Origin of the sequence: Nocardioides sp. N13(2025), assembly GCF_051912545.1 — a bacterium.
Lineage (GTDB): Bacteria > Actinomycetota > Actinomycetes > Propionibacteriales > Nocardioidaceae > Nocardioides.
The window spans coordinates 1,497,718-1,510,203 of the sequence record NZ_CP196809.1 but is presented as its reverse complement, the minus strand read 5'-3'; the positions used below and the strand labels follow the sequence as shown (position 1 = coordinate 1,510,203).

Below are 12,486 nucleotides of genomic sequence, written 5' to 3'. Positions count from 1 at the left end.
ACCGGCTCAGCGTGGACGGCGGTAGGCCGGCGCGGCCCCGTTGATCGCGTCACCCATCCGGTGGATCCGGAGCGCGTTGGTCGAGCCGGGGATGCCGGGCGGGCTGCCGGCGATGATCACCACGAGGTCGCCCTCCTTGACCCGGCCGATGTCCAGCAACGCCTCGTCGACCTGCCGCACCATCTCATCGGTGTGCTCGACGTCGGACATCTTGAAGGTCTCCACGCCCCACGACATCGACAGCTGGGAGCGCACCCGGTCGGTGGTGGTGAACGCCAGCACCGGGATGGATCCTCGAAAGCGGGAGAGCCGCCGCGCGGAGTCGCCACTCGCCGTGAAGGCGACGAGATACTTGGCACCGACGGACTCGGCGACCTGTGCGGCCGCCTTGGCGATGATGCCGCCCCGGGTGTGGGGCTCCCAGGTCACTGCGGCCATGTGCGAGAGGCCGTGGTCCTCGGTCGACTCCACGATCCGGGCCATCGTCTCCACCGCGACGATGGGGTACTCCCCCACGCTCGTCTCGCCGGACAGCATGACCGCGTCAGCACCGTCGAGGACCGCGTTGGCGACGTCGCTCGCCTCGGCGCGGGTCGGCGCGGGCGCACTGATCATCGACTCGAGCATCTGGGTGGCGACGATGACGGGCTTGGCGTTGCGGCGGGCCTTGTCGATGATGAGCTTCTGGTGGATCGGCACGTCCTCCAGCGGGCACTCCACGCCGAGGTCGCCGCGGGCGACCATGATGCCGTCGAAGGCGTCGACGATCTCGTCGATGTTGGCCAGCGCCTGCGGCTTCTCGATCTTCGCGATCACCGGGACGAAGACGTCCTCCTCGCGCATGACCGCGCGGACGTCCTCGGCGTCGGCCGCGCTGCGCACGAAGCTGAGGGCGATGAAGTCGACCCCTAGACGCAACGCCCACCGCAGGTCCTCGGTGTCCTTGTCCGACAGCGCAGGCACGGACACGGCGACGCCGGGCAGGTTGATCCCCTTGTTGTTGGAGACCTTGCCGGGCACGACGACCTCGGTGACGACGTCGGTGTCGTCGACCGACGTCACCTTCAGCCGTACCTTGCCGTCGTCGATGAGCAGCGGGTCGCCGGGCTGCACGTCGCCCGGCAGCCCCTTGTAGGTCGTGCCGCACTGCTTCGCGTCACCGACCACGTCGCGGGTGGTGATCGTGAAGGTGGCGCCCTTCTTGAGCTTCACGGGCCCGTCGCCGAAGGTCTCCAACCGGATCTTCGGACCCTGGAGGTCAGCGAAGATCCCGATGGCGTGACCGGTCTCGTCGGAGGCTTCGCGCACCATCCGGTAGACGGCCTCGTGGTCGGCGTACGCGCCGTGGCTCATGTTGAGGCGGGCGACATCCATGCCCGCCTCGACGAGGGATCGGATCCCCTCCGGGGTGTTCACCGCGGGGCCGAGGGTGCAGACGATCTTGGCTCTACGCACGTGCCTCAGCCTAGCGGATATTGGAACGATCCAAGCAAGGCCGCTCCCGCCAGCTGGACATGCTGGAACGCGCGGTCAGACGACCAGGGGTCGCTCGTGCGGCTTGATCGGCGCGGGCAGCGTGGTCGAGCCGGTCAGGTAGGCGTCGACGGAGGCGGCCGCGCTGCGGCCCTCCGCGATGGCCCACACGATCAGCGACTGGCCGCGGCCCACGTCGCCGGCGACGTAGACGCCCGGGACGGACGAGGCGTACGTCTCGTCGCGGCGCACGTTGCCGCGCTCGTCGAGCTCCACCTCGAGCTGGTCGATCAGGCCCGGACCCTCGGGGCGGCTCCGCTCGGGACCCACGAAGCCCATGGCGAGGAGCACCAGCTGGGCCGGGATCTCCCGCTCGGTGCCCTCGACGGGCTGGAACTTCGCGTCGACCTCGACGAGCCGGAGCGCGGCGACGTTGCCGTCGGCGTCGCCCACGAACTCCTGCGTCGAGACGGCGTAGACCCGGTCGCCACCCTCCTCGTGCGCCGAGGAGACGCGGAACGTCATGGGGTACGTCGGCCACGGCTGGCCCTCGGGACGGTCCTCACCGGGCTGCGGCATGATCTCGAGCTGCGTGATCGAGCGCGCGCCCTGGCGGATCGAGGCGCCGAGGCAGTCGGCACCGGTGTCGCCGCCACCGATGATGACGACGTCCTTGCCGGTCGCGAGGATCTGGCCCTCCACCTCCTCGCCGAGCGAGGTGCGGTTGGCCTGCGGCAGGAACTCCATCGCCTGGTGGATGCCGCCGAGCTCGCGGCCCGGGACCGGCAGGTCGCGGGCATCGGTGGCGCCCATCGCGAGCACCACCGCGTCGTAGCGGGCGAGCAGCTGCGGACCGGTGAGGTCCCCGCCCACGTCGACCCCGGCCCGGAAGACCGTGCCCTCCCTGCGCATCTGATCGAGGCGCCGGTCGAGGTGCTTCTTCTCCATCTTGAACTCGGGGATGCCGTAGCGCAGCAGGCCGCCGATCTTGTCGGCCCGCTCGTAGACGGCCACGGTGTGCCCGGCGCGGGTGAGCTGCTGCGCGGCTGCCAGCCCGGCCGGTCCGGAGCCGATCACGGCCACGGTTCTACCCGAGAGCCACTCCGGCGGCTGCGGGCGGACGTAGCCCGAGCCCCAGGCGCGGTCGATGATCGAGACCTCGACGTTCTTGATGGTCACCGGGTCCTGGTTGATGCCGAGGACGCACGCCGTCTCGCACGGGGCCGGGCACAGGCGGCCGGTGAACTCCGGGAAGTTGTTGGTCGCGTGGAGACGGTCCATCGCGCCGTCCCAGTCGTCACGCCAGACCAGGTCGTTCCACTCCGGGATGATGTTGCCCAGCGGGCAGCCCTGGTGGCAGAACGGGATGCCGCAGTCCATGCAGCGTCCGGCCTGGGTGTTGATGATCGGCAGCAACGCGCGGCCGATCCCGTCGGGGTAGACCTCGTTCCAGTCGTGCACCCGCTCGGCGACGTCACGCCGCGTGGCGACCTCGCGGCCGTGCTTCAGGAAGCCCTTGGGGTCAGCCATGCTGGTTCACCTTCTTCGCGTCACGGTGGTCGGTCGTCAGGTCAGCCATGGAGGACCTCCATGATCCGGGCGGCTGCCTCGTCCTCGTCGAGACCCTCCTCGAGGGCCTCCTCGCGAGCCTCGAGCACACGCTTGAAGTCGCTGGGCATCACCTCGGTGAAGCGAGCCAGGGATGCGTCCCAGTCGGCGAGCAGCGCGGCAGCCACTGCCGATCCGGTCTCCTCGGCGTGCTGCTCGACCAGGGACTTGAGCTCCTCGGCGCCCGCACCGGTCACCGGTGCCAGCTCGACCAGCTCGCGGTTGACGCGGTTCTCGTCGAGGTCGAGGACGAACGCGTAGCCACCGGACATCCCGGCCGCGAAGTTGCGCCCCGTCGGACCGAGCACGACGACGACGCCGCCGGTCATGTACTCGCAGCCGTGGTCGCCCACGCCCTCGACCACTGCACTCGCGCCGGAGTTGCGCACGCAGAACCGCTCGCCCGCGCGCCCGCTGAGGAAGATGTGCCCCGCCGTGGCGCCGTAGCCGATCGTGTTGCCCGCGATGATCTGCTCGGCGGCCTCGAAGGTCGCCGCCCGGTCGGGGCGTACGACGATCCTGCCGCCTGACAGGCCCTTGCCGACGTAGTCGTTGGCGTCCCCCTCCAGCCGCAGGGTGATCCCGCGCGGCACGAAGGCGCCGAACGACTGGCCGGCCGAACCGGTCAGCGTGATGTCGATCGTGCCCTCGGGCAAGCCCTCGCCGCGGTAGCGCTTGGTGACCTCGTGGCCGAGCATCGTGCCGACCGTCCGGTTCACGTTGCGGATGGCGACCTGCGCACGGACCGGCTCGCCGGACTCCAGCGCCGGTGCCGCGATGGCGATCAGCTCGTTGTCGAGCGCCTTGTCGAGGCCGTGGTCCTGCGTCCGGGTGTTGCGCAGGTCCTGGCCCTCGAACTGGCCGAACTCCCCGTGGGCCGAGGCCTGGTGGAGGATCGGGGTGAGGTCGAGCCCCGAGGCCTTCCAGTGGTCGACCGCCTCGGCGACGTCGAGCACGCCGACCTGGCCGATGGCCTCGTCGAGGCTGCGGAAGCCCAGCTCGGCCAGCAGCTCGCGGACCTCCTGGGCGATGAACTCGAAGAAGTTCACGACGTAGTCGGCCTTGCCGCTGAAGCGCTCGCGCAGGACCGGGTTCTGGGTCGCCACGCCCACCGGGCAGGTGTCGAGGTGGCAGACCCGCATCATGATGCACCCGCTGACGACCAGCGGCGCGGTCGCGAAGCCGTACTCCTCGGCGCCGAGCAGGGCCGCGATGACGACGTCCCGGCCGGTCTTGAGCTGGCCGTCGGCCTGCACCACGATCCGGTCCCGCAGCCCGTTGAGGAGCAGCGTCTGCTGCGTCTCGGCCAGGCCGAGCTCCCACGGACCACCCGCGTGCTTGAGGGAGGTGAGCGGCGAGGCACCGGTGCCGCCGTCGTGCCCGGAGACGAGCACCACGTCGGCGTGGGCTTTGGAGACGCCGGCCGCGACCGTGCCGATGCCGACCTCGGACACGAGCTTCACGTGGATGCGCGCGGACGGGTTGGCGTTCTTGAGGTCGTGGATCAGCTGCGCCAGGTCCTCGATCGAGTAGATGTCGTGGTGCGGCGGCGGGCTGATCAGGCCGACGCCCGGCGTGGAGTGCCGGGTCTTGGCCACCCACGGGTAGACCTTGTGGCCGGGCAGCTGGCCGCCCTCACCGGGCTTGGCACCCTGCGCCATCTTGATCTGGATGTCGTCGGCGTTGGTGAGGTACTCCGAGGTCACGCCGAACCGACCCGACGCGACCTGCTTGATCGACGAGCGGCGCTCGGGGTCGTACAACCGGTCGGGATCCTCGCCACCCTCACCGGTGTTGGACTTCCCGCCCAGCCGGTTCATGGCGATGGCGAGCGTCTCGTGCGCCTCCTTGCTGATCGAGCCGTAGGACATGGCGCCGGTGGAGAAACGCTTGACGATGGCCGAGACGGGCTCGACCTCGTCGATGTCCACGGGTGCGCGCACGCCGTCCTTGAAGGTGAAGAGCCCGCGCAGCGTCATCAACCGTTGCGACTGCTCGTCGACGCGGTGGGTGTACTGCTTGAAGATGTCGTAGCTGCCGGTGCGCGTGGAGTGCTGCAGCCGGAACACCGTCTCCGGGTCGAAGAGGTGCGGCTCGGCATCCCCCTTCACGCTGCGGCGCCACTGGTACTCGCCGCCGATGGTGAGCTCGCGGTGCGCCGGCGAGATGCCGCCCCGGGGGTACGCCACCGCGTGGCGGCGCGCCACCTCCTCGGCGATGGTGGCGAGCTCGATGCCGCCGAGCTTGGAGGTCGTCCCGGTGAAGTAGCGGTCGATGACGTCGTGCGACAGGCCGACGGACTCGAAGATCTTGGCGCCGGTGTAGGACGCGACCGTCGAGACGCCCATCTTGGACATCACCTTGAGCACGCCCTTGCCGAGCGCCTTGATGAGGTTGGCGACGGCCTTCTCGGGGTCGACCTTGACGTAGTAGGCCTCGCGGGCGAGGTCCTCCACCGACTCCATGGCGAGGTAGGGGTTGACCGCGGCCGCGCCGTAGCCGACGAGCAGCGCCACGTGGTGCACCTCGCGGACGTCGCCGGCCTCGACCAGCAGGCCCACCTGGGTGCGGGTCTTCTCGCGGACGAGGTGGTGGTGGACGGCACCGGTGAGCAGCAGCGACGGGATCGGCGCGAGCTCGGCGGTGGAGTGGCGGTCCGAGAGCACGATGATGCGCGCTCCGTCGGCGATCGCCGCGGAGACCTCGGCGCACAGCTCGTCGAGCCGGGCGGACAGGGCCTGCCCTCCCCCGTCGACCTCGTAGAGCCCGCGCACGATGTGCACCTGGAAGCCCGGCATGTCGCCGTTGCGGTTGATGTGGCGGATCTTGGACAGGTCGTCGTTGGAGAACACCGGGAACGGCAGCACGATCTGGCGGCACGAGGCCGGCGTGGGGTGCAGCAGGTTGGCCTCGGGCCCGATGGAGCCGCTCAACGAGGTGACCAGCTCCTCGCGGATCGCGTCGAGCGGCGGGTTCGTCACCTGCGCGAACAGCTGGGAGAAGTAGTCGAACAGCAGGCGAGGCTTGTCGCTGAGCGCCGCGATCGGGGTGTCGGTGCCCATGGAGCCGAGCGCCTCGCCGCCGGTGTTGGCCATCGGGCTCAGCAGGAGCCGCAGCTCCTCCTCGGTGTAGCCGAACACCTGCTGGCGCCGGGTGACCGAGGAGTGCGTGTGGACGATGTGCTCGAGGTCGTCGAGGTCGTCGAGGTGGATCAGGCCGGCGTGCAGCCACTCGTCGTACGGGTGCTCCGCGGCGAGCTGGCTCTTGACCTCCTCGTCCTCGATGATCCGGTGCTCCTCGGTGTCCACCAGGAACATGCGGCCGGGCTGGAGGCGGCCCTTGCGCACCACGGTGGCGGGGTCGAGGTCGAGCACGCCGACCTCCGAGGCGAGCACCACGAGGCCGTCGTCGGTGACCCAGTAGCGGGAGGGGCGCAGCCCGTTGCGGTCGAGCACTGCGCCGATCTGCGTGCCGTCGGTGAACACGACGCACGCAGGTCCGTCCCACGGCTCCATCAGCATGGAGTGGAACTCGTAGAACGCCCGGCGCTGGGCGTCCATCTCACGGTGGTTCTCCCAGGCCTCCGGGATCATCATCAGCACCGCGTGCGGCAGCGAGCGGCCGGCGAGGTGCAGCAGCTCCAGGACCTCGTCGAACGATGCAGAGTCCGACGCCCCGGGGGTGCAGATCGGGAACAGCCGCTCGAGGTCACCCGGGATGAGGTCGCTCTCGAGCAGCGCCTCGCGGGCGCGCATCCAGTTGCGGTTGCCCATGACCGTGTTGATCTCGCCGTTGTGCGCGATGAAGCGGAACGGGTGGGCCAGCGGCCAGCTGGGGAACGTGTTGGTCGAGAAGCGCGAGTGCACGACGGCCATCGCCGAGGCGACGCGCTCGTCGGTCAGGTCGGGGAAGACCTGGTCGAGCTGGTCGGTGGTGAGCATGCCCTTGTAGGCAAGGGTTCGGGAGGAGAGCGACGGGAAGTAGACGTCGGTCTCGGACTCCGCGCGCTTGCGCAGGCAGAAGGCGAGGCGCTCCAGCGCCATGCCGCTCACCCGGGCGCCCTTGCCGGCCACGAAGACCTGCGCGAAGCTCGGCATCACGCTGCGTGCGGTCGCACCGAGGCTCGAGCCGTCCACCGGGACCTCGCGCCAGCCGAGGACGGCGAGGCCCTCCTCGTCAGCGATCTCCTCGATGCGCTGACGGGCCTTGGCGACCGCGTCCTCGTCGCCGGGCAGGAAGGCGGTGCCCACGGCGTACGCGCGTGCCGGCGGCAGCTCGAAGTCGACCACGTCGCGGAGGAACGCGTCGGGCACCTGGAGCAGGATCCCGGCGCCGTCACCGGAGTTGACCTCCGCGCCGGCGGCACCGCGGTGGTCGAGGTTGCGCAGGGCCGTGAGGGCCTTGGCCACGATGTCGTGGCTCGGCTCTCCCGTCAGGGTCGCCACCATGGCGACACCACAGGCGTCCTTCTCGTGGCGAGGGTCGTACAGACCCTGCGGAGGAGGGAAGCTCGGCGGGAACGCGTGCGTCGAAGACACTGGTTCTCCCGTCGTCGTCCCGGCGCACCAGCGCGAACGGCTGGCAGGTCACGGGGGGTGGGCGTTACCGCTGGGGACGACGTTGGCCCGAGCAAGGTGGAATCTATCACCGGCCGGGGCTGCCGGTGAGACGCCGTTTCAGGCCGTGGGATCGACGGTCTCGTGCTCGTCCGCCTCGTCGCGCCGGGGCTCGCGCGTGCGCACGACCTCCTCGCGGCCGGGGTGTCGCTTCGCCGACCACAGGAAGAACAGCGCAGCCAGGACGAACAGCACGATCGAGGTCCACACGTTGAGCCGCAGCCCGAGGACGTCGTCCATCTGGACGTCGTCGATGCGCATGTTCTCGATCCAGGCGCGCCCGGCCGTGTAGAGCATCACGTAGAGGGCGAGCACGCGTCCGTGGCCCAGGCGGAACCGGCGGTCGAGCCAGATGAGCACGGCGAAGGCAGCCAGGTTCCACAGGCACTCGTAGAGGAACGTGGGGTGGAACGTCGTCACGTCGAGGTACTGCGACGGCCGGTGCGCGACGTCGATCTCGAGGCCCCACGGCAGGTCGGTGGGGCGGCCGTAGAGCTCCTGGTTGAACCAGTTGCCCCACCGGCCCACGGCCTGCGCGACGAGCACGCCGGGCGCGAGCGCGTCCAGCAGCGGGAGCAGCTTGATGCCGCGCAGCCGCGCGCCGATCCACACACCGAGCGCGCCCAGCGCGATCGCACCCCAGATGCCGAGGCCGCCGCGCCAGACGTAGAGCGCGGTGACCGGGTTGCGGTCCTCGCCGAAGTAGAGGTGCCAGTCCGTGATCACGTGGTAGAGCCGGCCGCCCACCAGCCCGAACGGGACCGCCCAGATGGCGAGGTCGCTGACCTCCCCGGGCAGACCGCCGCGCGCGATCCAGCGCCGCTCCCCCCACCAGATCGCGAAGACGATCCCGAGGATGATGCAGAGCGCGTAGGCGCGGATCGGCAAGGGACCGAGGTGCCACACGCCCTCGGCCGGGCTGGGGATCGACAGGAGGGTCACCAGCGGGGACTCCACGAGGGGCAGTGCAGGCAGCATGGGGAGCATCATCCTTGGTCGAGCAACATCGTGACGTCGTGGGCCAGCTGCGCCTGCGACACGTCCGCCTTCCAGAAGACCGGCACCTCGTCGTCGCCGTCGACGGCGAGGACCTGGGTGCCGTGGGTCACCTCGTAGCCACCGCTGGGCAGCTTCTGCCCCTCGTCGACCGCGACGGCCATGCTGCGACCGATCTCGATGATGTCGTCGAGGTCGCCGGTGAGCCCGATGATGCTCGGGTCGAAGGCACTGACGTAGTCCTCGACCACGGCCTCGTCGTCGCGGGCCGGGTCGGTGGTCACGAAGACCACGTCGACGTCGTCCCGCTGGGCGTCGTCGAGCCGCGCGAGCGTGCCCGCCAGCGTCGCCATCACCTGGCCGCAGATGTCGGGGCAGTTGGTGTAGCCGAAGAAGACGAGGGTCAGGTCCTTGTCGGTGTCCTCGGTGAGGCTGTACGCCGCCCCGTCGGTGTCGACCAGCGGTGTCGAGGAGACCTCGAAGGGCGGGTCGAGCGGTGTGCCGGTGAGCTCCGCCGGCGACGCACCGCCACCGCTCCCGCACGCGGTGAGCAGCCCGAGCAGGCCGACCAGCGACGCCGTGAGGGCAGCCCTACCCCCGGCCACGGCGTACGCCCTCGGCGAGGTCCGCGGTCAGCGCCCGCAGCGCTTCGAGGCCGGCGGCCTCGTCGCCCTCGTGGTCGAGGAGGCAGCGCACGAACGCCGACCCGACGATCACCCCGTCGGCGTAGGACGCCACCTCGGCAGCCTGGTCGCCGTTGCTGACCCCGATCCCGACGGCGACCGGGATGTCCCCGCTCGCGCGCACGCGCCGGACCAGCGGGCCGGCGAGGTCGGAGGTGGCGTCGCGGGCACCCGTGACACCCATGACGGCTGCCGCGTAGACGAAGCCGCGGCTGGCGGCGGCGGTCATCGCGACGCGCTCGTCGGTCGAGCTGGGCGCGACGAGGAAGACCTTGTCGAGGTCGTGCTCGTCCGCAGCGGTGATCCACTCCGATCCGTAGTCGGGCGTGATGTCGGGCGTGATCAGCCCGGCTCCCCCGGCCCCGGCCAGGTCGGCGGCGAAACGCTCGACGCCGTAACGCTCGACCGGGTTCCAGTAGGTCATCACGAGGGTCGGCGCACCCGTGCTCGCGACGGCCGCGACCACCTCGAGGACGTCGCGCGTGCGGACGCCCGCGTCGAGTGCGTGCTGGGCGGCGGCCTGGATGGTCGGGCCGTCCATCACCGGGTCGCTGTAGGGCATCCCGATCTCGATCGCGTCACAGCCGGCCTCGACCATCGTGCGGAGGGCCCTGATCGACCCCTCGACGCTCGGGTAGCCCGCCGGGAGGTAGCCGATCAGGGCAGCACGGTCCTCGGCGCGCGCCTTCTCGAAGGCTGCCGAGGTGCTCGTCGACGTCACTGCGCGGCCTCCTCTGCGGCCTGCTCGAGGTCGGTGTCGGGTCCTGCCTCGGCGTCGCCCAGGCCGAACCACTCGATCGCGGTGCCCATGTCCTTGTCGCCGCGCCCGCTCAGGTTGACGATGATCGTCGCGTCGGGGCCCTTCTCCTGCCCGAGGCGCTTCGCGACCTCGAGCGCACCGGCGACGGCGTGCGCGGACTCGATCGCCGGGATGATGCCCTCGGTGCGGCTCAGCAGGGCCATGGCGTCCATGGCCTCGGCGTCGGTGACCGGGGTGTACGACGCCCGCCCGGTGGCCGCGAGCCACGAGTGCTGCGGGCCGACGCCCGGGTAGTCCAGGCCGGCCGAGATCGAGTGCGACTCGACGGTCTGGCCGTCCTCGTCCTGCAGCACGTAGGTGCGCGCGCCGTGCAGGACGCCGGCCTCGCCGGCGTGGATCGTGGCCGCGTGGCGCCCGGTCTCCACGCCGTCGCCGCCCGGCTCGAAGCCGTGGATCTCGACGCCCTCGTCCTCGAGGAACGCGGTGAAGAGGCCGATCGCGTTGGACCCGCCGCCGACGCACGCCGCGACCGCGTCCGGGAGGACGCCGTACTGCTCGAGGCACTGCTCACGGGCCTCGTCGCCGATGCCGCGGCAGAAGTCGCGCACCATGCTCGGGAAGGGGTGCGGCCCGGCGGCGGTGCCGAAGAGGTACGCCGTGTGGTCGACGCTCGCGACCCAGTCGCGCAGCGCCTCGTTGATGGCGTCCTTGAGGGTCGCGCTGCCGGACTCGACCGGGACGACCTTGGCGCCGAGGAGCTGCATCCGGGCGACGTTGAGCGCCTGGCGGCGGGTGTCGACGGCGCCCATGTAGACCGTGCAGTCGAGGTCGAACCACGCCGCCGCCGTCGCGCTGGCGACCCCGTGCTGCCCGGCCCCGGTCTCCGCGATCACCCGCGTCTTGCCCATCCGCTTGGTGAGCAGGGCCTGGCCCATCACGTTGCGGATCTTGTGGGCGCCGGTGTGGTTGAGGTCCTCGCGCTTGAGCAGCACGCGGGCACCGACCGCTGCGGAGAGGCGCTCGGCGTGGTAGAGCCGGCTCGGGGTGCCGGCGTAGTCACGCAGCACGCGCTCGAACTCACCGACGAAGGCGTCGTCGGCCATCGCGTCCTGCCACGCCACGGTCAGCTCGTCCAGCGCGGCGACGAGGGCCTCGGGCATGAAGCGCCCGCCCCAGGTGTCGCCGAAGTAGCCGCGCTCGTCGGCGTCGTACCGGGTGGACCGGCTCGTCCCTTGGCTCACGGTGCCGTCACTCCTGTCATCGTTCGTACGGCGGCCTCCGGGTCGCCGTCCTTGACCAGCGCCTCGCCCACCAGGACCACGCCCGCGCCCTCGGACACGAAGCGCTCGACGTCGGCGACGCCGGTGATGCCGCTCTCGGCCACCTTGACCACGTCGGCGTGGATCTGCGGAGCGAGGCGGCCGAACACGTCGGGGTCGACCTCGAGAGTCTTGAGGTTGCGGCTGTTGACGCCGATCAGCTCGGGGTCCAGGGCCAGTGCCCGCTCGACCTCGGTCTCGTCGTGCACCTCGACCAGCACGGTCAGGCCCAGCTCGCCGGCCTCGTCGTGCAGCCGACGCAGGGTGTCGTCGTCGAGGGCCGCCACGATGAGCAGCGCGAGGTCGGCGCCGGCCGCGCGCGCCTCGACGAGCTGGTAGGTCTCGACGATGAAGTCCTTGCGCAGGATCGGCGTCTCCACCGCGGCGCGGACCGCGCGCAGGTCGGCGAGGCTCCCGCCGAAGCGACGCTCCTCGGTGAGCACCGAGATGGCGGCTGCGCCGCCGCGGGCGTAGGCCGCCGCGAGCACGGCGGGGTCGGGGATGTCGGCCAGCGCGCCCTTGCTGGGGCTGCGCCGCTTCACCTCGGCGATGACGCTCGAGCCGCGGGCCCGGAAGTGCGGCATCGGGTCCCGCGGAGCGGGCGCGTCGGCCAGGTGCGCGAGCAGCTCGGACAGTGGCAGCGCCGCCTCACGGCGCGCAAGGTCTTCTCGTGCTCCGGCGACGATGTCGTCGAGCACGGAACCGGTCGCAGGCATGCGCTCAGCCTCTCACCCCGGCCCAGCCCGCTCGGGGGTGGTGCCCAGTGGTCGGACCGGGAAGGACCCGGCCTCGTCTCAGTGGTCGGAGCTGTTGAAGCCGAGCTTGGACAGCACGAGGAACAGCGGGAACGCGACGAGCGCGATGACGATGCCGATCCACAGCACGGCCTCGCTGACAGGGCTCTGCAGCAGGGCGACGCTGCCCACGACGAAGCCGAGCATCGCGACCGCCACCGCGATCCATGCAGCGGGGGTGTTGCCGTGGCCAGCAGCCATGGTGAGTGCTCCTTCGTCGACCGGGTTCATCAGTGG

At 70.9% G+C, this 12,486-nt stretch carries 9 protein-coding genes; all 9 read right to left on the bottom strand.

Going from position 1 to position 12,486, the window contains the following annotated elements; genetic code table 11:
* Nucleotides 1-6: 6 nt before the first annotated feature.
* Nucleotides 7-1,455, bottom strand: coding sequence for a pyruvate kinase (gene pyk / locus ACS3YM_RS07190; protein ID WP_439939389.1), 1,449 nt, complete (start codon nucleotides 1,453-1,455; stop codon nucleotides 7-9).
* Between the two features lie 75 nt (nucleotides 1,456-1,530).
* Nucleotides 1,531-3,003, bottom strand: coding sequence for a glutamate synthase subunit beta (locus tag ACS3YM_RS07185; RefSeq protein ID WP_439939388.1), 1,473 nt, complete (start codon nucleotides 3,001-3,003; stop codon nucleotides 1,531-1,533).
* A gap of 41 nt (nucleotides 3,004-3,044) precedes the next feature.
* Complete coding sequence (gltB, locus tag ACS3YM_RS07180) at nucleotides 3,045-7,619, bottom strand: glutamate synthase large subunit (RefSeq protein WP_439939387.1); 4,575 nt, start codon at nucleotides 7,617-7,619, stop codon at nucleotides 3,045-3,047.
* Nucleotides 7,620-7,757: 138 nt separating this feature from the next.
* On the bottom strand, nucleotides 7,758-8,675 hold the full coding sequence (lgt, locus tag ACS3YM_RS07175) for a prolipoprotein diacylglyceryl transferase (RefSeq protein ID WP_439939386.1): 918 nt from the start codon (nucleotides 8,673-8,675) through the stop codon (nucleotides 7,758-7,760).
* Between the two features lie 8 nt (nucleotides 8,676-8,683).
* Nucleotides 8,684-9,298 carry an SCO family protein gene (locus ACS3YM_RS07170; protein WP_439939385.1) on the bottom strand — a complete coding sequence of 205 codons (615 nt, stop codon included), beginning with the start codon at nucleotides 9,296-9,298 and terminating at the stop codon, nucleotides 8,684-8,686.
* Nucleotides 9,285-10,097, bottom strand: a complete 813-nt coding sequence (trpA, locus tag ACS3YM_RS07165) for a tryptophan synthase subunit alpha (protein WP_439939384.1) — start codon at nucleotides 10,095-10,097, stop codon at nucleotides 9,285-9,287. The genes ACS3YM_RS07170 and trpA overlap by 14 nt, the downstream gene beginning before the upstream one ends.
* Nucleotides 10,094-11,377 carry a tryptophan synthase subunit beta gene (gene trpB / locus ACS3YM_RS07160; protein WP_439939383.1) on the bottom strand — a complete coding sequence of 428 codons (1,284 nt, stop codon included), beginning with the start codon at nucleotides 11,375-11,377 and terminating at the stop codon, nucleotides 10,094-10,096. Before trpB ends, trpA begins: the two co-directional genes overlap by 4 nt.
* A complete protein-coding gene (gene trpC / locus ACS3YM_RS07155) occupies nucleotides 11,374-12,171 on the bottom strand; it encodes an indole-3-glycerol phosphate synthase TrpC (RefSeq protein ID WP_439939382.1) in 798 nt (265 codons plus the stop codon). Before trpC ends, trpB begins: the two co-directional genes overlap by 4 nt.
* 78 nt (nucleotides 12,172-12,249) lie before the next feature.
* Nucleotides 12,250-12,450: an HGxxPAAW family protein gene (locus ACS3YM_RS07150; protein WP_439939381.1), complete on the bottom strand. Its 201-nt coding sequence runs from the start codon at nucleotides 12,448-12,450 to the stop codon at nucleotides 12,250-12,252.
* Between the last annotated feature and the right edge of the window lie 36 nt (nucleotides 12,451-12,486).

Excerpts from the sequence above, each read along its gene's own strand:
- ACS3YM_RS07185 (WP_439939388.1), bottom strand. The coding sequence starts at position 3,003 with ATGGCTGACCCCAAGGGCTTCCTGAAGCACGGCCGCGAGGTCGCCACG.
- trpC (WP_439939382.1), bottom strand. The coding sequence starts at position 12,171 with ATGCCTGCGACCGGTTCCGTGCTCGACGACATCGTCGCCGGAGCACGA.
- ACS3YM_RS07150 (WP_439939381.1), bottom strand. The coding sequence starts at position 12,450 with ATGGCTGCTGGCCACGGCAACACCCCCGCTGCATGGATCGCGGTGGCG.
- lgt (WP_439939386.1), bottom strand. The coding sequence starts at position 8,675 with ATGCTGCCTGCACTGCCCCTCGTGGAGTCCCCGCTGGTGACCCTCCTG.